A 19,932-nucleotide genomic window follows, 5' to 3' on the forward strand; every position below is an offset into this window, starting at 1 on the left:
TTATTTCCGTTTAGACATATCGAAATATGATCTCAGGGCCGCTACGTCTCCGGCAATGGCCTGCCGCGTCTTGTCCTGCATGGCTCGATAATGCTCGAGCACCACCCGCCCGGCTTCGGTGAGGTGCGCTCCGCCCTGGCTGGCGCCGCCACGACTGGATTCGACCAGCACCTGCCCGAACCCCTCGTTCAGCGCCTGCACCAGCCCCCAGGCTCTTTTGTAGCTCATGCCCATAGCCTTGCCGGCCGCCGAAATGGAGCCGGTGCTGGCGATGAGTTCGAGCAGGTCGGCCCGGCCCGGCCCGATATAGGCGACCTCGCTCAAGGTAACCCTGAGATGGGAGAGGCCATCCTCGGGGATATCGGCCATGTCGGACTACCCCCGCAGCGCGGAGGCCTCACGCGCCAACGCCTCGATACGGCTCCAGTCATTGGCGGCCAGGGCATCGGCCGGCATGATCCAGGAGCCGCCGACGCAGATGACATTGGGCAGGCCGAGATAGACCTTGGCCTTGGCAGGATCGATGCCGCCCGTCGGGCAGAAGGTGATGTCAGCCAGCGGCGAGGCGAAGGCCTTGAGCACCGGGGCGCCACCATTGGCTTCGGCCGGGAAGAATTTGAGGAAGCTGTAGCCGCGCTCGGCCGCCGTCATGGCCTCGCTCGGCGTGGCGATGCCCGGCAGCAGCGGAATGCCGATATCGTCGGCCGCATCGAGAATGCGTGGGGAGATGCCCGGCGACACCATGAAGCGGCAGCCGGCATCGACCGACTGTTTCATATGCAAGCCGGTGCGTACCGTGCCCGAGCCGACAATGGCGCCGGTCACCTTGGCCATTTCTTCCATCACTTTGAGCGCATTGGGCGTACGCAGGGTGACCTCGAGGATCGGCAACCCGCCGGCCACCAGCGCCTCGGCCAATGGCCGCGCCTGGCTGACATCATCAAGGATGATCACCGGCACGACCGGGGCAAGCGAGAGGATGGAACGGATGGCGGCGGCGTCTTGTGGCATGGTCTGTCCTCGTCGGGCTGTTGGGGAACGGTTAGGAGCTTGGCGAAATTCCTGCAACCCCGTTCATTGAAAAGCCGGGGAAATATCCCTAGGTTCCGCCTCGACTTCGGGAGGACACGTCCATGGTGCAGACGATCAACGCGGTGACGCCCCTCGATGAGGCGCGCGCCATCCTCGCCGATCACTTCGATCTCAAATTCTCCAAGGCTGTCGAACGCGCCACAGCAAAGGTGTTCGAGCGCGTTCGCGACAAGATTCCCGAGATTGAATGGCCCTTCTATGCGCCGCTGATCTTCGAGATCAACCGGCTGAAAAAGAGGAAGGATGCGGTCATCCTGGCGCACAATTACCAGACACCGCAGATCTATCACGGCGTCGCCGATATCGTCGGCGACAGCCTGCAACTCGCCATCGAGGCGACCAAGGTCAAACAGCAGGTCATCGTGCAATGCGGCGTGCATTTCATGGCCGAGACCAGCAAGCTGCTGAATCCGGAAAAGACCGTGCTCATCCCCGACAGCCGCGCCGGCTGCTCGCTCGCCTCCTCGATCACCGCTGACGACGTGCTGATGATGAAGGCGAAATATCCGGGCGTGCCTGTCGTGACCTATGTCAACACCTCGGCGGCCGTTAAGGCCGTGACGGATGTGTGCTGCACCTCGTCCAATGCGCTCGATATCGTCAACCGGGTAGAGGGCGACACGGTCATCATGATCCCCGACCAGTACCTGGCGCAGAACACTGCCAAGAAAACGCAAAAGAAGGTCATCACCTGGGCCGGCGCCTGCGAAGTGCACGAGACCTTCACGGCCGAGGATATTTCCGAACTGCGCCACGCCTATCCGACGGCCAAGATCATCGCCCACCCCGAATGCCCGCCCGAAGTGATCGACGCGGTGGATTTTGCCGGCTCGACCGCGGCGATGATCGACTGGGTCAAGACCACCAAGCCGCCGCGCGTGGTGATGGTCACCGAATGCTCGATGTCGGACAATGTGGCGAGCGAAACCACGGGCGTCGACTTCCTGCGCGGCTGTAACATCTGCCCGCACATGAAGCGCATCAACCTCGAAAACGTGCTGTGGAGCCTCTACACCATGACCGAAGAAGTGGTGGTGGACCCGGCAATCATCCCACCGGCACGGCTGGCAGTGGAGCGGATGATCGAGATGAGCCGGAAGGGCGATTAGCGGCCCAGGGCATAGCGGCGATGATAGGCCAGGAACGCGGCATCGGGGCGGAACGGGCTTTCCGGCAGCACCAGCCGTGCCCGCAGGGCCGACAGCATTTCGCGGCCGAGCAGTTCGGGACGAGGCACCAGGATGCGATAGTCATCCTCGATGGCGATAAGGCCATCGCGGAATGCCGGGGTCAGCGATGCGATCATCGGCAGGTAATTGGTGATGGTCAACGGGCCGCCCTGCTCGCGCGGCTGGATGGCGACCACGTCGAGATCGGGGTGCAGCGCCGATGCCGGAGCAGCAAATTGCGCGCCGGTCAGCGCGCAACGATAGCCATAGCTGACGAATACGAGCCTCTGCAGGCTGGTATAGGCATCAAGGCTTTCATCGGCCGCAAAGCCGCGCTGCCTCTCCTCGCCCAGACCATCTTCCTCGCTGCCGACCAATGGTTCTCTCCGGCTTCCCTGCCGGAAAGACCTTACGTAGAACCACAGAGCTTGCAAGCGGAGCCGCTCCAGCCATGACCATCTTCGAAAACACCCTCAATGCCGATGGCGCCCTGATCGTGGGCGCTGGGCTCGCCGGGCTCTTTACTGCGCTCAAGCTGTCGCCGCGCCCGGTGACCGTGCTTTCCCCCAAGCCGCTGGGCTTCGGCGCCTCCTCGGCCTGGGCGCAGGGCGGCGTGGCGGCGGCAGTCGGCGAAGGCGACAGCAGCCATGCCCATGCGGTGGATACTGAAATGGCCGGTGCCGGCATTGTCGATCACGGCACGGCCGAAAGCGTCACATCCGAGGCTGCCGCCCGCATCGAGGATCTGGCCCGCTGGGGCACGCCGTTCGATCGCGACGATTTCGGCCATTACGAACTGGGCCGCGAAGCCGCCCATTCCGCCAACCGCATCGTCAAGGTCGAGGGCGACCGGGCCGGCTGGGCCATCATGCAGGCCATCATCGCCGAAGTGCGCCGCACTCCCTCGATCCGTATCGTGGAAGGCATCACCGCGCTGAGCCTGGCCCGCGACAATGGCCGCATTGTCGGCGTGTTCTGCCGAAGGCTGGGCGACCGCTATTCCGAGCCGGTCTTCATCCGCGCCCGCGCCACGGTGCTGGCCGCCGGCGGGCTGGGCGGGCTCTATGCCGTCACCACCAATCCGCCGGGCGTACGCGGACATGCCATGGGCATGGCGGCGCGGGCCGGCGCGCTGATTGCCGATGCCGAATTCGTGCAATTCCACCCTACCGCGATTGCGACAGGCGCCGATCCTGCTCCACTGGCAACCGAGGCTCTGCGCGGCGAGGGCGCCATCCTGGTCAATGACCTGGGCGAGCGCTTCATGCCGGCTATCCATCCCGATGCCGAACTGGCCCCGCGCGATGTTGTTGCCCGCGCCAATTTCCGGCAAATCCAGGCAGGCCGGAAGGTGTTCCTCGATACAAGGCAGGCGCTGGGCGAGGCCATTCTCACCCGCTTTCCCACCGTGTCCAGATATTGCCTCGACGCCGGCATCGACCCGGTGACCGGCCTCATCCCCGTCACGCCAGCCGCCCACTTCCACATGGGGGGCGTCAAGGTGGACGAACGCGGGCGGTCGTCCCTGCCGGGCCTCTGGGTCTGCGGCGAAGCCAGTTGCACGGGCCTGCACGGCGCCAACCGGCTGGCCTCCAATTCGCTGCTCGAAGCCACGGTCTATGGTGCGCGTATCGCCGAAGACATAGGCGGACTCGAACCGGCCAGCGAGCTGACCCCGTTCAGGGGCATCGAGTGGAACGAAGCCGAGGGCGAAAAGGCCGAGGATGTGCTGCGCGGCACCGTGGCGGTGCAGGACTTGCGCCGCATCATGACCGACCTGGTCGGTGTCGAGCGCAATGCCGACGGCCTGCGGCAGGCTTTACGCGGCATTGCCCACCTCGAAGCCACTGCCGAGCAGGTCACCAGCGCCTATCTCAACATGACGACATCGGCCACGCTCGTCGCGGCGGCAGCGCTCAAGCGAACTGAAAGCCGCGGCGGACACTTCCGCACCGACTATCCGCAGACCGATGAAAACTGGGAACACCACACAGCTATGGCGCTGGAGGAGGCCCTGGCTATCCGCGCCGGGGCTTGATCACTCCGCCATCAGGAATTCGGCAATCGCCGCGCGATCGGCATCGGTCCATTGAGAGGTGGAATCGGCGATTACCTCGCCCATCGGGCCGCCCAATACGTCGAAGCCGGGGGTAAAGCCGTCGAGCAGGGTCTGCGCCAGGATAGCCTCGTCATAGCCCTGGCCGAACAACGCATCGCGGGTGATGGCCGGGGCCCGCCCGCCGGTACCGCCGGGCGAGCCGGTAAGAGCCTTGCTCCAGTCCAGCGCGCCCAGCGCATTGCGTGGCGTGTGGCAGGACACGCAATGGGCCGGGCCGTAGGCTAGATACTTGCCGCGATTATAGGCATCGGAGCGTCCCTCCTCCGGCACGAAACGGGCGGGGGAGAAAAAGAGGTTCTGCCAGCCCGCCATGGCGAGGCGGATATTGAACGGGAAGGGTACCGTGCTGTCGGAAGCCGGCTCGTTCACTGGCTCGGTCGCCATCAGCGCCGCATAGAGGTCGGCAATCTCCTGGTCGCTCATCAGCGTATAATTCTCATAGGGGAAAGCCGGATAGAGATGACCCTGCGGCCCCATGCCATTGCTCATCGCCTCGGCAAATTGCGCCAGCGTCCAATTGCCGATCCCGGCATTGGGGTCGGAGGTGATATTGGGCGGCACGAAGGTTCCGAACGGCGTTTCCAGCCCTGCCCCACCCGAAAGGAACGCCCTGCCATTGGCCGCATCGGTGTGGCAGGCGACGCAACCGCCCAGCCGGATCAGGTAATTGCCGCGCTCGACATCCCCGACCAGCGTCAGGTCACGCGCCGGGCCGGTGACGGGCTTGAGGAAATAGACGGCCGCGCCAACGCCGATGACGGCCAGCATGCCCAGAACCACTAGCCATCGCCGCATCGCATCAATCCCCTGTCGCCATGACGCGCATAGAGAGCAGAGCCCGCGGATGCTGGCAACTAACGGAAATTTTAGGTTCCGGGCCGGGATTATTTTCTGAGTACGGCATCAACCTCGGCGCGGGTGGGTGGCTTGCAGCCCTTGCGGCCGCAATTGATCCCGGCCACCACAGCGCCAAAGTGGAGCATGTCGCCGAGGGCACCATCCCCCAGCCCGTCGAGCCGGCCCGGTTTGAGCAGCCCGCGCTCATGCAGCCAGGACAGAATGCCGGCCATGAGGCTGTCGCCCGCGCCCACCGTGTCGCCGAAAACCGGCGGCGCATGGATCGCCGCCTGCGCCTTGCCGGCTTTGGTGAAGGCGCGCGAGCCCTTGTCGCCCAGCGTCACCACCACGAGCTGGCAATTGGGTCGGGCCAGCAGGTCCGCCGCGTGCTGCTCGATGCTCATGGCGCTGTCGAGCGCTTCAAGGTCTTCCTCGGACATTTTCACCACATGGGCCAGGTCGAGGAAGGTGGCGAGCCGGCTCTTGTAGCCGGCGAAATCGTCGACCAGGCTCGGTCGCACATTGGGGTCGATGGAAATAGTCGCGCCCTTGGCGATCGCCGCCTCGACAATTTGGAGCCAGAGGGCTGCCTCGTCCGGCTTGATCGGGCAGAAGCCGCCGATCTGGTAGAGGTCGAGTTTTTCCGGCAGGGCCGCGATGCCCTTGGCGGCATCGATGGCGCCATCGGCCGAGCGGTAGAAGCCATAGCGTGCATTGTGATTGGCGTCGAAATTGACCACGGCCAGCGTGGTATAGTCCTTGACCCGCTCGGGCAGCAGTGGCTTGACGCCGGCTTCATCGAGCGGCCCCAGCAGGTAATCGCCGAACGCATCGGCCGAGATCGGGCAGAGAAAGCCGGTGGGATTGCCCAGCTTGGCCAGCGCGATGGCGCAGTTATAGGGCGACCCCCCCGGATGGGCCGTCATCACGATCTGGTTTTCGCCGTCGCGCCCGATCAGCGCGCCGCCGGGCAGCGCCACCTCGGCCTTGAGATCGATCAGGCTTTCCCCACCAACGACAAACATGCAATGCCCTCCCGGCGCAGTCGGCAGCGACATAGCATTTTTGGCGGCTCTGTCACCAGCGGCGTGAGCAGATGCCCAGCCTGCGGGCGCAGCCTGCTGGTCTACCCACTATTACGGGCCCGGCACCACTTCTGCTCCACCCGCCGTTGTGATGCCCGCGCCTTTCCCCTATCGCTTCGGCTGTATTGCCGGGAGCATCTTGCGAAGGATCGACCAGTCGTGTTGACCTGATTGCAAGGTGCCGTTCAATCGGCTCAAGGCCGGGAACATCCCGGCGGGGAGAGGGGAGGATAATATGCAAGCCCTTGCTATGCTCGTCCGCACGATCGGTGGTCTGAACCGCATCGTTGGTGAAGTGCTGTCATGGCTGGCGCTCGGATGCGTGCTGGTCTGCTTCGCCGTTGTGGTGGAGCGCTATGTATTCAACTCATCCACATTGTGGATGCAGGATCTCTACGTGTGGCTGGGCGGGGCCATGTTCACCGGCGTCGCCGGCTTCGCGCTGATGCGCGACGACCATGTGCGCGTCGACATCTTCTACCGTCCCGCGCCGTTGCGGAAGAAGGCCATTGCCGATCTGTTCGGCGTGGTATTCTTCCTTTTGCCCTATATCTACGTGGTCTTTCATTATGCCTGGCCCGCCGTGACGCGCTCGTGGGGCTACCAGGAGGGATCGGCCAATATCGGGGGCATGCCGGGGCTGTTCTTGCTCAAGGGCTTCATCATCCTGTTCTGCGTGCTGGTGGGCCTGCAGGGCCTTGCCATGGCGGCCCGCGCCATCCTGGTGCTGGCCAACCGCGAAGACCTGCTGCCCGATGATCTGCGCTACAACGACGCCAAGGAAGTGCATTGATGGATCCCGTTCTCATTGGCGAAATCCTCGCCGCCCTTATGTTCGTTGGCGTCATCGGCGTACTCTTGATTGGCTTCCCGGTCGCGTTCTCGCTGGCCGGCACGGCCCTGATTTTCGGCCTCGTCGGGTGGGTGCTGGGCGTCTACGACCCATCCAACTATGGCTCGCTGGTCGGCCGCTACATAGGCATGATGACCAATGAAGTGCTGGTGGCGGTACCACTTTTCATCTTCATGGGCGTCATGCTGGAGCGATCCGGCATAGCCGAGCAGTTGCTGCTCACGATGGGCAAGCTGTTCGGCAACCTGCGTGGGGGCCTCGGCCTCTCGGTCATCCTGGTGGGCGCTCTGCTCGCCGCCTCGACCGGCGTGGTCGGCGCTACGGTGGTCACCATGGGCCTCATCTCGCTGCCCGCCATGCTGCGCGCCGGCTACGATCCCAAACTGGCGACCGGCGTGATATGCGCCTCGGGCACGCTGGGGCAGATCATCCCGCCCTCGACCGTCCTCATCTTCATGGGCGACATGCTCTCGGGCATCAACGCCCAGGTACAGATGGAGCAGGGCAATTTTGCTCCCGAGCCCGTTTCGGTGGGCGCCCTGTTTGCCGGGGCCATCATTCCCGGCCTGGTACTGGTCGGTCTCTATGCCAGCTGGGTGATCTTCAAGGCCATCACCGACCCCAAATCCTGCCCGGCAACGCCGGTGCCGGAGGCCGAGAAGGACGGACTGCTGCGTGAAGTGGTGGTCGCACTCATTCCGCCGCTGCTGCTGATCCTGGCCGTTCTCGGCTCCATCCTGGCCGGTATCGCCACCCCCACTGAAGCCGCCTCGGTGGGTTCGGTCGGCGCCATGATCCTGGCCGCCCTGCGCGGCAAGCTGGGGCTCTCCATCCTGCGCCAGGCGGTGATCTCGACGGCCACCATCACCTCGATGGTGTTCATCATCCTGTTCGGTGCCGCGGTTTTCTCCATTGTCTTCCGCACGATGGGCGGCGACAACCTGGTGCATGAATTCCTCTCGTCCATGCCAGGCGGAGCGATCGGCGCCACGATCATCGTGATGTTCATCATGTTCCTGCTCGGGTTCATCCTGGACACGTTCGAAATCATCTTCATCGTGATTCCGATCACCGCGCCGGTGCTGCTGACGCTGGGCGTCGACCCGATCTGGCTGGGCGTCATGGTTGGCGTGAACCTGCAGACCAGCTTCCTCACGCCGCCCTTCGGCTTCTCGCTGTTCTACCTGCGCGGCGTGGCGCCGGCGCGGGTCACCACCGGCATGATATACCGGGGCGTGGTGCCCTTCGTGATCCTGCAACTGACGGGGCTGATCATCCTGTTCATCTTCCCCCAGCTCATCACCTGGCTGCCCGATCTAATCTATCACTGAAGGCAACCATACCGCCGCACTGCAAGGGCCCCGGATTATCCATCCGGGGCCCTTCTTCTTGCGGCCTCCACGCGGGAATAGAAAAGGCCCCATCGCCGAAGCGATGGGGCCTTTCAGTTTCGGCGCTGGCCTTAGCTCAGCTTGAAGTACTTCTCGCGGGCCGCCAGGAAAAGCGAGTCGGTGCCGTCGGTCTTCTGGCGCACCACATTGAGGGCAGCGACAAAGCTTTCGGCGGTCTTCTTGGTGAGGGCGTCGCCACCTTCACGGATCTCGCTGAGCACTTCGACGGCGGCTTTGGCACCGGCCTCGAGGATTTCCTCGGGGAACTGCCTGATCTGCACACCGTGCTCGCTGACCAGCGACTGCAGGGCACGCGGGTCGTTGGCGGCGAAGTCGGCCGCCACATTGTCGTATTCGGCCTGGCAGACATCCTTGACGAGAGCCTGCAGGTCGGCCGGCAGCTCCTGATACTTGGCCTTGTCCACCACCAGTTCGGTAGCCAGGCCCGGCTCGATGAAGCTGGGGAAGTAGTAATTCTTGGCGATCTGGTAGAAGCCGAGCGCCAGATCGTTATAGGGACCGACGAATTCGGCCGCATCGAGGGTGCCCGACTGCAGAGCGGCGAAGATTTCGCCGGCAGCCAGGTTGGTCACAGAGGCGCCCAGCTTGGCCCAGACCTGACCGCCCATGCCCGGGGTGCGGAAGCGCAGGCCCTGCACATCGGCGACGCCGGTCAGCTCGTTCTTGAACCAGCCGCCCGCCTGGGTGCCGGTATCGCCGGACAGGAAGCCCTGCACGCCGAACTGGTCGTAGATCTCATCCCAGATTTCCTGGCCGCCCATGTGCCGGACCCAGCCGGTCAGTTCGCGGCTGGTCATGCCGTAGGGCACGCCGGTAAAGAACGACAGGCCCTGGCTCTTGTTCTGCCAGTAATAGGCAGCACCGTGGCTCATTTCGGCCGAACCGTCGATGACGGCATCGAGCGCCTGCAGGCCAGGCACCATTTCACCGGCCGCAAAGACCTGGATGGTGAGGCGCCCGCCCGAAGCGGCGGTGATGCGATCGGCCAAGCGCTGGGCGCCAACACCGAGCCCCGGGAAATTCTTGGGCCAGGTGGTGACCATTCGCCAGTTGATATTGCCCTGCGCAATGGCAGGGGCGGCCAGCGTGGCAGCGGCGGCAGCGCCGATAGTGGCGACTGAGGCCGACTTGAAAAATTCGCGTCTTTTCATAATTCCTCCCAACAGAATGCGGCATTGATGCCGCCGGTTTTGAGTTGCCGCCTGCTCCATAGCTGTCACGAGGGCGGACTCGTGCGGAGACAGAGTTGCGCCCCAAGCGCCCGCTGTCCAGTGCGGGCATGCCGGGCGCCGCCGATCCCGATGCCGGCCTACCCATTAATACGCAGAACGGCCGCCGCGCGGCGTGCTAGACTGCCGCGCAACGGGTGGAGGAGCCTCGCGGCGCCCATGAATCTCAGACAGAAAATCCTGGCCTTGTCCGTGCTGCCGCTGGTGCTGGCGATCCTCGCCATCACGGCGCTGGTGACATTTCAATCCACCCAGCTGGCGCGGGCGAGCATCGCCACCTTCGAGCGCAACCTGCTCCGGGCCAAGGAAAACGAACTCCTCAATCTCACCAACATGGCCGTTTCGGCAATTGCCGATATCTACCAGGCGGCCGATGCCGACGACGAGGAGGCCAAGCGGCAGGTGCAGGCGATCCTCTCCGAACTCGACTATGGACCGGACGGCTACTTCTTTGCCTACGATTATGACGGCGTGAACATCGTCCACCCACGCCAGGCGTTCCGCCACGGCCAGAACTGGATCAACATGACCGATCCGGACGGCAACCGCGTCATCTACAACCTGATCGAACGCGCCAAGGAAGGCGGGGGCCTGCATCAATACAAGTGGGAGAAACCCTCCACCGGCGAGATCGCCGACAAGCTCTCCTGGGCGGTCGGGCTCGACAAATGGCGCTGGATGCTGGGCACAGGCGTCTATCTCGACGACGTCTTCGCCCAGACCGCGGCCGCCGAGAACGACTTGCGCAGCCATATCAACACGACTTTCCTCATCGTGGCCGCCATTACCGTGCCCATCGTCTTCGCAGTCTTCCTCGCCAGCTTCCTCATCACCCTGCATGAGCGACGCCTGGCCGACGGCAAACTCAAGGAACTCACCCAGCGCGTCGTCGATACGCAGGAAGAGGAGCGCGCCCGCATTGCCCGCGAGCTGCATGATGGCATTTCCCAGACCATGGTCGGCGCCCGCTACATGCTCGACCTGGCGGCGACCAAGGTGCGTTCGGGCGCCACCGATGCCGCCGATGTCATCGAGCGCGGCGCAAGGGGGATCAACGACGCGATCAAGGAGGTGCGCCGCATCTCTCACGACCTGCGGCCCGGCATGCTGGACGATCTGGGCCTGACCGCAGCGCTGGAAGCATTGACCGGCAGCTTTGCCGAACGCACCGGCATCACGGTCGAACTCAAATCGGTCGCGTTCAAGAACCTGATCCTCCCCGAGGCGCGCACAGCGCTTTACCGCGTGGCGCAGGAGGCGCTGACCAATATCGAGCGTCACGCCAATGCCACGCGGGTCAGCGTCATCATCACCAGCGCCGGCAATGGCCCGCAAATGCTGATCGAGGACAACGGCCAGGGCTTTGCCCACCTGCCGGCCACCCGCAGCAAAAGCGGCCTTGGCCTGCGCAACATGCAGGAGCGCATGGAACATTTCGGCGGCTCGCTGGAAGTCCGCACCACTGCAAAGGGCACCGTGCTCCGGGCGCATCTTCCCAAGTCCACCTATCTCACCAAGAAACCCGACCCCGTGCCCGCATGAGCGCTCCCGCCCCCATCAAGGTCCTGATCTGCGACGACCATCCCCTGGTGCTCGAAGGCATCCGCGCCGTGGTGGAAACCTTCGACCATATCCAGGTGGTCGGCGCAGTCCGCTCGGCCCACGCGGCGCTGGACCTGGCGGCGCAGGCAAATCCCGACGTCGTGCTGATGGATATCAACCTGCCAGAGCTCAGCGGCCTCGACGCGATCGAGCTGTTCCGCGAGCGATTGCCGCGAACGCGCCTGCTCATGCTCTCCATGCATGACAGCAGAGAATATATCTCTACAGCCGTGCTGTTCGGCGCCTCCGGCTACATCCTCAAGGACGTGCCACCCGCCGAGATCATCTCGGCCATCGAGGCGGTGGCCGCCCATGGCACCTATTTTTCCTCCGGGGTTACCGAGGCCATATTGCAGAAAGGCCAGAAGCCGAGCGCCGTGGTGCCGCTCACCACGCGCGAACAGGCGGTGCTGCTGCTGCTCGCGCAGGGGCAATCCAACAAGGACGTGGCGGCCGAGCTCGACATTTCTGTGCGCACCGTCGAGACCCACCGCAAGAATATCAAGAAAAAGCTCGGTATCGGCACCACGGCGGGCCTCACCCGCTACGTCATCGACCATGGGCTGATGGCCGGCGACTGAAAATCTTGCCCCGGCGGGATTATTTCCGCCGCCCCGGTGTTGCCCTTGATGTGGACCGCAGCGACGGTCCCGCAACATGGAGGGAAACATCCCATGACGTTCCGTTCGATCCTTCTCGGCGCCGCCGCTCTCGCGTTTCTGGCCGTGCCCGCTTTCGCCGCCGACCACCTGGGCGGCGCTGTCAAATCCACAGATATCGCCGGCAAGATGGTGCTGACCGACGCCAATGGCATGTCGCTCTATACGTTCGACAAGGACACCAATGGCGACGGCAAGAGCGTCTGCAACGGCGATTGCGCCGTGAAATGGCCCCCGCTGATGGCCGATGCTGCCACCGCCGCCGAGGGCGACTTCACCGTGGTCACCCGCGACGATGGCTCGACCATGTGGGCCTATAAGGGCTGGCCGCTCTATTATTGGTACGAAGACGTGGCGCCCGGCGACATTTCCGGCGACGGCGTCGGTGGTGTCTGGCATCTTGCCATCGAATAGTCCCAGGAACGGTCCTTGAACGATTTCCTCGACCAGCTCGAAGCCTGCGTGCCGGCCCTGAGGCGCTATGCAAGGGCGCTGACGCGCAATGCCGACCTGGCCGACGATCTGGTGCAGGACTGCCTGGAACGCGCCATTTCCAGGCGCGGCCTGTTCCGGCCCACTGGGCCGGTCCGCGCCTGGTTGTTCACGATCCTGCTGAACCTGCACCGCAACGGGCTGCGCGCGTCGCACCGGCGCGGCGAGACCGTTGACCTCGACGCAGTGCCCGAACCCTCGACCCCGGCTCCCCAGCCGGGGCACATCGCGCTGGCCGAACTGGCGCGAGCGATAGAAACACTCCCTCCCGAGCAAAAGGAAGCACTCCTGCTGGTTACATTGGAAGGTATACCCTATGCCGAGGCGGCGGGGATAATCGGCATTCCGCTGGGTACGCTGATGAGCCGGCTTGGCCGTGCCCGCGCTGCCCTGCGCACGCTCACCGGCTCCCCAGCCGAACCGCATCTCAGGACCGTCAAATGAGCGAGATCACCCGCGACCAACTGATGGCCTATGCCGACGGGCAGTTGCCCGAGGATGAACGCGCCTCGATGGAAGCCTTCCTGGCCGCCAATCCCGATGCGGCTGCCGATGTGGCGCTGCTGCAGCGCCAGAGTGGTGCGATCAGGACACTGTTCGAGCCCATTGGCGCCGAAGCCGTGCCTGCCCGGCTCAAGCCGGCGCGGCTGGCCGCCGAAATGGCACGCCGCCGCGCCCGTAACTGGGGCTGGGCCGCTGCGGCCGTCGTGCTGGTCGGTCTCGGGCTTGGCACCGGCTGGTTCGCCCGCCCGCTCTTCGATGCGCGGCCGGCCAGCCAGGTTTTGATCGCCAATGCGGTCAATGCCCATGCGGTCTATGTCGCCGAGAACCGCCACGCGGTCGAGGTCGGCAGCGATGACAGCGAGCATCTGAGCACCTGGCTGTCCAACCGGCTCAACACCACCTTGGGCATGCCGGACCTCGCGGCCCAGGGCTTCACCCTGGTCGGCGGGCGGCTGCTGCCGGGCGAGCCCGATGCGGGGGGCCGTGCCGCGCAACTGATGTATGAGAACGCCGCCAGCGATCGCGTGACCATCTATGTCACCGCAGCCCTGCCCGACCGCGCGCCGGCCTATGAATTTGCCAGCCAGGATGGTGCCGAGGCCTTCTACTGGGCCAATGCCCGCATCACCTGCACCGTGGTCGGCACGCTGCCTGAAGAGCAGATGAAGGCCGTTGCCGGTTCGGTCTATCGGCAACTGACCGAAGGCGATGTGGGCGCAAGCAGGCCCTATCGGGGATAGGATCAGCCCTTCGTCACCGGCGCATTCCGCGGCGGCATGTCGTTGGAATAGATGTTGTGCAGGCCGACATTGAGAATGTCGCGTTCGCCACATAGGGCCATGGTGGTGTCGAGTTCCTTGGCGATGATGTCGAGCACGCGGGTCACGCCCGCCTCGCCGCCGGCGCCGAGCCCGTAGAGCATCGGGCGGCCGATGAAGGTGCCCTTGGCGCCGTAGGCCATGGCCTTGAGCACGTCCTGCCCCGAGCGGATACCGCTATCGAGATAGACCTCGGTCTTGTGGCCGACGCGATCGACGATTTCGGGCAGGACGCGGATGGTCGAGGGCGCGCCGTCGAGCTGGCGGCCGCCGTGATTGGAGACGATGATGGCATCGGCCCCGTTGTCGATGGCCGCCTGCGCATCATCGGGATCGAGCACACCCTTGACGATGACCGGGCCGCCGAAACGGTCCTTGATCCATTTCACATCGGCCCAGTTGAGCGTGGGATCGAACTGGCTGGAGGTCCATGCCGAGAGCGAGGCCAGGTCATGGTCGCCCCCGACATGGCCGACAATGTTGCGGAAGGTATGGCGCCTGGTGCCCAGCATGCGCGCGCACCAGATGGGGTGCTGCATCATCTGCCAGACGGAGTAGGCGTTGAACTTGGGCGGGGTGGAAAGGCCGTTGTGAATGTCCTTGTGGCGCTGGCCCAGGATCTGCAGATCCATGGTCAGCACCAAAGCCGAGCATTTCGCCGCCTTGGCCCGATCGATCAGCCGCTCGATGAAGCCGCGATCGCGCATGACATAGAGCTGGAACCAGAAGGGAGCTGTCGTGTTCTCGGCAATGTCCTCGATGGAGCAGACAGCCATGGTCGAGAGCGTGAAGGGGATGCCGTATTTCTCGGCCGCCCTGGCCGCCTTGATCTCGCCATCGGCAATCTGCATGCCGCCGGTCGCCGCCGGGGCGATGGCCACCGGCATGGTGACCGGCTTGCCCAGCATCTCGGTCTTGAGATTGCGGCCTTCCAGATTGACCGCGATCTTCTGGCGGAGCTTGATCCTGTTGAAGTCGCTCTCGTTGTCGCGATAGGTGCCTTCGGTGTAGCTGCCGCTATCGGCATATTCGAAGAACATCTTGGGCACGCTGCGGCGCGCCCTGATCTTCATCTCGTCCACGGTGAGGATTTTATCGAGTGCGGCCATGTCGGGCTCCAATGTTGCCCTGCCCTAGCAACTAACATGTTAGTCGTCAATGCGACGTGCGAAGGCTCCGCCGGGCGTGCGAAAGCGCCGCCCGGCCGGATGGCTTGCGGTTTCACACGGCGATGGGCGGCCATTGGGCCAAGGAATTGTCGACATAGAACGGACCAAAGGCCGCCCATCACGATCCGCTTTTGCATGAGGTATGGTTCAGGCGGTACCAGTATTGCAGGTCCGGCTGCCGTATTTCCCCTCACTGAACAGGCCCCGCCCGGCCCTGCGTCGGGGCCGCGTGATTGGCGGGAATGGGGAAAGTATGCGTGAGGTTTTGAGGGCGGGGATAAGTTTTGTTTTTGGGTGTTGGCGACTGAAACTTTGTGCCGGACTTCCACCCCCTTGCCTCTCTGGCGCGCTTCCCCTCAAATGCCGGCAACGGGAGAGATTTTCATGGCCATTGGCGGCGACGCACTCGAATTCATCGACAGGAAATTCTACGACCTCACCATCGGCATCGCCGCGCTGGAAGTGCTGTATGACGGCTGCCGCTGGGCCGAAGGACCGGTATGGTTCGGCGACGGCAATTTCCTGGTCTGGAGCGACATCCCCAACAACCGCATGCTCAAATGGGTGCCGGATCTCGGCGTCACCGCCTTCCGCACGCCGTCCAACTACGTCAACGGCAATACCCGCGACCGGCAGGGGCGGCTGGTCTCCTGCTCGCATGGCGCCCGCGCCGTATTGCGCACCGAGTGGGACGGCACGGTGACGACCCTGGTCGATCGCCACCAGGGCAAGAGGCTCAACTCGCCCAATGACGTCGTGGTGAAGTCGGACGGAACGATCTGGTTCACCGACCCCAGCTACGGCATTCTTTCCGACTATGAGGGCTACAAGTCCGATCCTGAACAGGACGGGTGCTTCGTCTATCGCTTCGACCCGGCGGATGGCTCGTTGACCGTCGTGGCCGACGATTTCGCCAAGCCCAATGGGCTGGCCTTCTCGCCCGATGAATCCACGCTCTACGTCTCCGATACCGGCCAGAGCCACGACCCCGACTGGCCGGCGCATATCCGGCAGTTCAATGTCGATGGCGCGCGGCTGACCAACCCGAGGGTTTTCGCCGACATCGATTCCGGCCTGCCCGATGGCTTCCGGCTCGATACCGAGGGCAATGTCTGGACCAGCGCCGGGCTGGGCGTGAATGTCTACAACCCGGCGGGGGCCCTGCTGGGCCGCATCAAAACCGGAGCCAAAACCAGTAACGTCGTATTCGGCGGGCCGCGGCGGAACCGGCTGTTCATTACGGCCAGCCAGTATGTGATGGCAACCTATGTGAGCGCCACGGGATTGCAGACGCCGTGAACCCGGCCGACTTCATTCGCGCCAACCTGCGGCTGGAGCCGGTGCCGTCACTGCCCGAAATCGTGCTCTATACGGCCCATCCCGGCAGCCGGTTGTCACGGCTGGCCGACCCCGATGACGACGACCCGCCGGCGCCCTACTGGGCCTATCAATGGGCCGGCGGGCTGGCGCTGGCGCGGCATTTCGCGGCGCATCCTGAGGTGGTGGCAGGCAGGCGCGTGCTCGACCTGGGGGCCGGATCGGGGCTGGTGGGCATTGCCGCCGCGCAGGCGGGCGCCATGGCCAGCGCGGCGGAAATCGATCCGAACGGGCGGGCGGCGATTGCGCTCAACGCAGCGGCGAACGGGGTAGCGGTGGCTTTGGTCGAGATCGACATTGCCGGCGATGCGCCTGTGGGGTTCGAACTGATCGCGGCGGGCGACGTATTCTACAATCCGGACGTGGGCCGGCTGATGCTGCCGTTTCTGGAGCGCTGCGTCGCGGCGGGGATGGATGTGCTGGTGGGTGATCCGGAGCGGCGGGATTTGCCGGGGGAACGGCTGGAGCGACTAGCGTCATACGCGGTAGGCGATGTGGGGGATGCGCGGGACAGGGCCGAGCGGGTGGGGTGGGTTTATCGGCTGTTATAGCCATTGTGGCGCCGGTGGCCGTGCCACCATCGCGACCCCTCACCCGATTTTTTCGGCTGAACGCCGCAAAAATCCCCCTCTCCCACAAGGGGCGAGGGGGTGCTCCACTCTTGCGACCAACACCGGGCCCCCTTCTCCCCTCGTGGGAGAAGGGGGCCCGAAGGACGGATGAGGGGGGGCTTCACCCACCCGCTCGTCCCTAATTCTTCGCCTTCTTCGGTTTCGGCGCGGGCAGCGCATCCGCCGTGGCCTTCACCAGTCCGGCCAGCCAGTCGGCATCGTCCCAGCGGTCGCCGTCTATGAGAAAATACATCTTGGAGCCCGGATAGGCCGGAGCTTCCGTCACCTCGCCGAGATAGGCGCGGCCGGCTTCGGTGGGCTTGATGAAGAGCTGGTCGTCGCAGACGAAAGCCATGACCTTGCCATCGCAATAGAGGCCATATTCGCCGAACATTTTCCTGGCCGTCATCGTGCCGGCATCAGCGCTCTGCTCGAGAATATAATCGACCGTCTTCTGCTGGCTGCTCACATCACCGCCCCGACCTGCCACGGCACGAATTCGTTGTCGCCATAGCCCAGATTTTCGGATTTGGTACGCTCGCCCGAGGCCACGCGCAGCAGCAGATCGAAGATTTCCTGGCCCTTGGCCTCGATGGAAACACCCTCGACGATATCGCCGCAATTGATGTCCATGTCCTCGGTCATGCGGGCATACATGTCCGAATTGGTGGCGAGCTTGATCGAGGGCACCGGCTTGCAGCCATAGGCCGAGCCGCGGCCGGTGGTGAAGGCCAGGATATTGGCGCCGCCGGCGACCTGCCCCGTCGCCGAAACCGGGTCGAAGCCGGGCGTGTCCATGAAGACGAAGCCCTTCTCGGTCACCGGCTCGGCATATTCATAGACCGCGGTGAGCGGCGTCGTGCCGCCTTTCGCCGCGGCGCCCAGGGACTTTTCGAGGATGGTGGTGAGACCGCCCAGCTTGTTGCCGGGGCTGGGATTGTTGTTCATCTCGCCATGGTTGCGGGACGTATAATCCTCCCACCACTTGATGCGGCTGATGAGCTTTTCACCCACTTCGCGCGACACGGCGCGGCGGGTGAGCAAGTGTTCGGCGCCGTAGATTTCCGGAGTTTCCGAGAGGATGGCCGTGCCACCCTGCCGTACGAGGATATCGGCGGCGACGCCCAGGGCCGGATTGGCGGTGATGCCGGAATAGCCGTCCGAGCCGCCGCATTGCAGAGCCAGTGTCAGTTCGGACGCATCGACCGTTTCGCGCCGGGCGCGGGCGGCGACGGGCAGCATGTCCTTGATGCGTTCGACGCCCCAGTCGATCATCTTTCTTGTGCCGCCGATCTCCTGGATGGTCATGGTCTGGAACGTGTCGGTCTCGGTGAGGTTGTAGCGCTCCTTCATCTTGTCGATCTGGAAGGCCTCGCAGCCCAGCCCCACCAGCAGCGCCCCGCCGAGATTGGGATTGGCGGTATAGCCCCATTGGGTGCGGCGGAAGATCTGGTAGCCTTCGCCGCTGAGGTCCATGGCGCAGCCGGTGCCATGCACGAAGGGGATGACGCCGTCGATATCGGGATAATCGGCGAGGATGCCCGAGCGGTTGATTTCCTCGGCCATGAATTTGGCCACGGTGGCCGAGCAGTTCACCGAAGTCAGGATGCCGATATAGTTGCGGGTGCCCACCTTGCCATTGGCGCGGCGATAGCCCTCGAATGTGGCGCGCTGGGCGACCGGCACCATGTCGGGTGCGATGGCGCCTTCGGCAAAGGCATAATCATGGCTCAGCGAGCCATCGGCGCCGCCCATGCCGCAATTGTGCTCATGCACCCAGTCGCCGGCGGGAATGGCTTCCTTGGCGAAACCGATGATCTGGCCGAACTTGATGATGGCTTCGCCAGCGCGGATCGGCTTGACCGCGAATTTGTGGCCGCGCGGCACGCGGCGGACGATGGCGACGCCCTGCGGCGTTTCGGTGCCGATATCGAGATTGGCCAGCGCCACCCCGATATTGTCGGCGGCATTCAGCAGCAGGGTGCGGCCCTGGGGGCGGATCATGGTTTCGGACATAGATCGGGGGACTTTCGCGACTCGGATCTCAACTGCGCTTTACGCCGGAGCCGTTTGCCGCCAGATTGCGCCCGCAATGGCAGCGACGGGCGTTGTAAAGCACCTCTTCACTAACTAACATGTTAGCATGAACAACCATACAAGTCGCTACTCATTTCTGACACGACCCGCCGGGCTGGCACGCGGCAACGTGACAGCCGAGGTAACGAACGCCATCCGCAATGCCATTGTCACCCTGGCCCTGCCGCCGGGCAGCGTCATCGACAAGTCGCTGATCTGCGCCGAGCTGGGCGTTTCCCGCTTTCCGGTGAGCGAAGCGCTGGCGCGGCTGCAGATCGAGGGGCTGGTGGATATCGCGCCGCAGCGTGGCTCGACCGTGTCGCTGGTGAAGCTCGCCGATGTCCGCGAATACATGCTGATCCGCAAGGGTCTCGAATCGGAGGCCCTGCGCGTGCTGATCGGCAGCCACGATGCAAGCCTGGTCGAGGCTTTGCATGCCAATATCGCCGCCCAGCGCGAAGCCGCCGAGCGCGACGACGCCGAGACATTCCACCAGATCGACGTGGAATTCCACGATATCATCTATCGCTCGATGCGGCTGACCAAGGTCAAGACCATCATCGATTCGGCCCGCGCCAATCTCGATCGCGCCCGCCGGCTCATCATCACCCCGCGCCGGCTGGCCCTGACCATTGCCGAGCACCAGGCCATATTCGACGGCATCCTGGCGCGGGACCAGGCGCAGGCGACCCGCGCCATCCGCGCCCACATCGATGCTGTCATGGTGGAACTCTTCGCTTTCGCCCGCGAACATCCGGACCTGTTCGCCGATGGCGCCACGCTGGGGACGGACGGCGACAGTTTCTCGTTTGGCTAGGAGCCGCAACG

The 19,932-nt window shown here is 64.2% G+C and carries 21 protein-coding genes; 12 read left to right on the top strand and 9 right to left on the bottom strand.

Annotated elements, in window-relative coordinates:
• Positions 1 to 369, bottom strand: coding sequence for a LysR family transcriptional regulator (locus ASD04_RS13555; RefSeq protein WP_056257881.1), 369 nt, complete (start codon positions 367 to 369; stop codon positions 1 to 3).
• A 6-nt stretch (positions 370 to 375) separates the two neighbouring features.
• Positions 376 to 1,011: a bifunctional 4-hydroxy-2-oxoglutarate aldolase/2-dehydro-3-deoxy-phosphogluconate aldolase gene (eda, locus tag ASD04_RS13560; RefSeq protein ID WP_056257883.1), complete on the bottom strand. Its 636-nt coding sequence runs from the start codon at positions 1,009 to 1,011 to the stop codon at positions 376 to 378.
• Positions 1,012 to 1,133: 122 nt separating this feature from the next.
• Between eda and nadA the strand changes: the two genes are divergently transcribed.
• Positions 1,134 to 2,201 carry a quinolinate synthase NadA gene (gene nadA, locus ASD04_RS13565; protein WP_056257886.1) on the top strand — a complete coding sequence of 356 codons (1,068 nt, stop codon included), beginning with the start codon at positions 1,134 to 1,136 and terminating at the stop codon, positions 2,199 to 2,201.
• On the opposite strand, the gene ASD04_RS13570 is transcribed toward nadA, so the two are convergent.
• A complete protein-coding gene (locus tag ASD04_RS13570; RefSeq protein WP_056257889.1) occupies positions 2,198 to 2,638 on the bottom strand; it encodes a hypothetical protein in 441 nt (146 codons plus the stop codon). The two genes, nadA and ASD04_RS13570, sit on opposite strands and share 4 nt — an antisense overlap.
• A gap of 74 nt (positions 2,639 to 2,712) precedes the next feature.
• Between ASD04_RS13570 and ASD04_RS13575 the strand changes: the two genes are divergently transcribed.
• Positions 2,713 to 4,299, top strand: coding sequence for an L-aspartate oxidase (locus ASD04_RS13575; protein WP_056257893.1), 1,587 nt, complete (start codon positions 2,713 to 2,715; stop codon positions 4,297 to 4,299).
• Here ASD04_RS13575 and ASD04_RS13580 read toward each other — a convergent pair whose 3' ends face one another.
• Together ASD04_RS13580 and ASD04_RS13585 are read right to left on the bottom strand one after the other, a co-directional pair.
• Positions 4,300 to 5,175: a cytochrome c gene (locus tag ASD04_RS13580; protein ID WP_056257896.1), complete on the bottom strand. Its 876-nt coding sequence runs from the start codon at positions 5,173 to 5,175 to the stop codon at positions 4,300 to 4,302. It lies immediately after the preceding gene.
• A gap of 89 nt (positions 5,176 to 5,264) precedes the next feature.
• Positions 5,265 to 6,242 carry a PfkB family carbohydrate kinase gene (locus tag ASD04_RS13585; RefSeq protein ID WP_056257898.1) on the bottom strand — a complete coding sequence of 326 codons (978 nt, stop codon included), beginning with the start codon at positions 6,240 to 6,242 and terminating at the stop codon, positions 5,265 to 5,267.
• 295 nt (positions 6,243 to 6,537) lie between these two features.
• Between ASD04_RS13585 and ASD04_RS13590 the strand changes: the two genes are divergently transcribed.
• On the top strand, positions 6,538 to 7,095 hold the full coding sequence (locus ASD04_RS13590; RefSeq protein ID WP_056257900.1) for a TRAP transporter small permease subunit: 558 nt from the start codon (positions 6,538 to 6,540) through the stop codon (positions 7,093 to 7,095).
• A complete protein-coding gene (locus ASD04_RS13595) occupies positions 7,095 to 8,486 on the top strand; it encodes a TRAP transporter large permease subunit (protein ID WP_056257904.1) in 1,392 nt (463 codons plus the stop codon). Before ASD04_RS13590 ends, ASD04_RS13595 begins: the two co-directional genes overlap by 1 nt.
• A 131-nt stretch (positions 8,487 to 8,617) precedes the next feature.
• On the opposite strand, the gene ASD04_RS13600 is transcribed toward ASD04_RS13595, so the two are convergent.
• The gene (locus ASD04_RS13600) at positions 8,618 to 9,718 is read right to left on the bottom strand and encodes a TRAP transporter substrate-binding protein (protein ID WP_056257906.1); all 1,101 of its coding nucleotides are present in this window, start codon (positions 9,716 to 9,718) and stop codon (positions 8,618 to 8,620) included.
• A gap of 237 nt (positions 9,719 to 9,955) precedes the next feature.
• On the opposite strand from ASD04_RS13600, the gene ASD04_RS13605 reads away from it, so the two are divergent.
• The 5 genes from ASD04_RS13605 (at position 9,956) to ASD04_RS13625 (ending at position 13,793) form a co-directional block, all read left to right on the top strand.
• Positions 9,956 to 11,338, top strand: a complete 1,383-nt coding sequence (locus ASD04_RS13605; RefSeq protein WP_056257908.1) for a cache domain-containing protein — start codon at positions 9,956 to 9,958, stop codon at positions 11,336 to 11,338.
• Positions 11,335 to 11,979, top strand: a complete 645-nt coding sequence (locus ASD04_RS13610; RefSeq protein WP_056257911.1) for a response regulator transcription factor — start codon at positions 11,335 to 11,337, stop codon at positions 11,977 to 11,979. Before ASD04_RS13605 ends, ASD04_RS13610 begins: the two co-directional genes overlap by 4 nt.
• A 93-nt stretch (positions 11,980 to 12,072) precedes the next feature.
• Entirely contained in the window at positions 12,073 to 12,471 is a 399-nt protein-coding gene (locus ASD04_RS13615; protein WP_056257913.1) for a hypothetical protein, read from the top strand.
• Positions 12,472 to 12,486: 15 nt separating this feature from the next.
• Entirely contained in the window at positions 12,487 to 12,993 is a 507-nt protein-coding gene (locus ASD04_RS13620) for a sigma-70 family RNA polymerase sigma factor (protein ID WP_056257916.1), read from the top strand.
• Entirely contained in the window at positions 12,990 to 13,793 is an 804-nt protein-coding gene (locus tag ASD04_RS13625) for an anti-sigma factor (RefSeq protein ID WP_056257918.1), read from the top strand. The genes ASD04_RS13620 and ASD04_RS13625 overlap by 4 nt, the downstream gene beginning before the upstream one ends.
• Before the next feature lie 2 nt (positions 13,794 to 13,795).
• Here ASD04_RS13625 and ASD04_RS13630 read toward each other — a convergent pair whose 3' ends face one another.
• Positions 13,796 to 14,980 (bottom strand): alpha-hydroxy acid oxidase, encoded by a 1,185-nt coding sequence (locus ASD04_RS13630; RefSeq protein WP_056257920.1) that lies wholly within the window; start codon positions 14,978 to 14,980, stop codon positions 13,796 to 13,798.
• Positions 14,981 to 15,424: 444 nt separating this feature from the next.
• On the opposite strand from ASD04_RS13630, the gene ASD04_RS13635 reads away from it, so the two are divergent.
• Positions 15,425 to 16,339 carry an SMP-30/gluconolactonase/LRE family protein gene (locus ASD04_RS13635; RefSeq protein ID WP_056257922.1) on the top strand — a complete coding sequence of 305 codons (915 nt, stop codon included), beginning with the start codon at positions 15,425 to 15,427 and terminating at the stop codon, positions 16,337 to 16,339.
• Entirely contained in the window at positions 16,336 to 16,968 is a 633-nt protein-coding gene (locus ASD04_RS13640; protein WP_244488320.1) for a 50S ribosomal protein L11 methyltransferase, read from the top strand. Before ASD04_RS13635 ends, ASD04_RS13640 begins: the two co-directional genes overlap by 4 nt.
• A gap of 199 nt (positions 16,969 to 17,167) precedes the next feature.
• Here ASD04_RS13640 and ASD04_RS13645 read toward each other — a convergent pair whose 3' ends face one another.
• Both ASD04_RS13645 and ASD04_RS13650 read right to left on the bottom strand, forming a co-directional pair.
• On the bottom strand, positions 17,168 to 17,497 hold the full coding sequence (locus ASD04_RS13645) for a TfoX/Sxy family protein (protein WP_056257927.1): 330 nt from the start codon (positions 17,495 to 17,497) through the stop codon (positions 17,168 to 17,170).
• The gene (locus tag ASD04_RS13650; RefSeq protein ID WP_056258455.1) at positions 17,494 to 19,032 is read right to left on the bottom strand and encodes an altronate dehydratase family protein; all 1,539 of its coding nucleotides are present in this window, start codon (positions 19,030 to 19,032) and stop codon (positions 17,494 to 17,496) included. The genes ASD04_RS13645 and ASD04_RS13650 overlap by 4 nt, the downstream gene beginning before the upstream one ends.
• A gap of 139 nt (positions 19,033 to 19,171) precedes the next feature.
• Here ASD04_RS13650 and ASD04_RS13655 point away from each other — a divergent pair, with 139 nt between their 5' ends.
• Complete coding sequence (locus tag ASD04_RS13655; protein WP_082531223.1) at positions 19,172 to 19,921, top strand: GntR family transcriptional regulator; 750 nt, start codon at positions 19,172 to 19,174, stop codon at positions 19,919 to 19,921.
• The last annotated feature ends 11 nt before the right edge of the window (positions 19,922 to 19,932 follow it).

The sequence above is a fragment of the Devosia sp. Root436 genome (genome assembly GCF_001426345.1).
Classification (GTDB): domain Bacteria; phylum Pseudomonadota; class Alphaproteobacteria; order Rhizobiales; family Devosiaceae; genus Devosia.

What these genes read in the sequence shown, in the direction of transcription:
- ASD04_RS13595 (WP_056257904.1), top strand. Translation starts at nt 7,095, where the DNA reads ATGGATCCCGTTCTCATTGGCGAAATCCTCGCCGCCCTTATGTTCGTT.
- eda (WP_056257883.1), bottom strand. Translation starts at nt 1,011, where the DNA reads ATGCCACAAGACGCCGCCGCCATCCGTTCCATCCTCTCGCTTGCCCCG.
- ASD04_RS13635 (WP_056257922.1), top strand. Translation starts at nt 15,425, where the DNA reads ATGGCCATTGGCGGCGACGCACTCGAATTCATCGACAGGAAATTCTAC.
- ASD04_RS13590 (WP_056257900.1), top strand. Translation starts at nt 6,538, where the DNA reads ATGCAAGCCCTTGCTATGCTCGTCCGCACGATCGGTGGTCTGAACCGC.
- ASD04_RS13605 (WP_056257908.1), top strand. Translation starts at nt 9,956, where the DNA reads ATGAATCTCAGACAGAAAATCCTGGCCTTGTCCGTGCTGCCGCTGGTG.
- ASD04_RS13655 (WP_082531223.1), top strand. Translation starts at nt 19,172, where the DNA reads ATGAACAACCATACAAGTCGCTACTCATTTCTGACACGACCCGCCGGG.
- nadA (WP_056257886.1), top strand. Translation starts at nt 1,134, where the DNA reads ATGGTGCAGACGATCAACGCGGTGACGCCCCTCGATGAGGCGCGCGCC.
- ASD04_RS13555 (WP_056257881.1), bottom strand. Translation starts at nt 369, where the DNA reads ATGGCCGATATCCCCGAGGATGGCCTCTCCCATCTCAGGGTTACCTTG.
- ASD04_RS13630 (WP_056257920.1), bottom strand. Translation starts at nt 14,980, where the DNA reads ATGGCCGCACTCGATAAAATCCTCACCGTGGACGAGATGAAGATCAGG.
- ASD04_RS13600 (WP_056257906.1), bottom strand. Translation starts at nt 9,718, where the DNA reads ATGAAAAGACGCGAATTTTTCAAGTCGGCCTCAGTCGCCACTATCGGC.
- ASD04_RS13625 (WP_056257918.1), top strand. Translation starts at nt 12,990, where the DNA reads ATGAGCGAGATCACCCGCGACCAACTGATGGCCTATGCCGACGGGCAG.
- ASD04_RS13585 (WP_056257898.1), bottom strand. Translation starts at nt 6,242, where the DNA reads ATGTTTGTCGTTGGTGGGGAAAGCCTGATCGATCTCAAGGCCGAGGTG.
- ASD04_RS13575 (WP_056257893.1), top strand. Translation starts at nt 2,713, where the DNA reads ATGACCATCTTCGAAAACACCCTCAATGCCGATGGCGCCCTGATCGTG.
- ASD04_RS13650 (WP_056258455.1), bottom strand. Translation starts at nt 19,032, where the DNA reads ATGATCCGCCCCCAGGGCCGCACCCTGCTGCTGAATGCCGCCGACAAT.
- ASD04_RS13615 (WP_056257913.1), top strand. Translation starts at nt 12,073, where the DNA reads ATGACGTTCCGTTCGATCCTTCTCGGCGCCGCCGCTCTCGCGTTTCTG.
- ASD04_RS13610 (WP_056257911.1), top strand. Translation starts at nt 11,335, where the DNA reads ATGAGCGCTCCCGCCCCCATCAAGGTCCTGATCTGCGACGACCATCCC.
- ASD04_RS13580 (WP_056257896.1), bottom strand. Translation starts at nt 5,175, where the DNA reads ATGCGGCGATGGCTAGTGGTTCTGGGCATGCTGGCCGTCATCGGCGTT.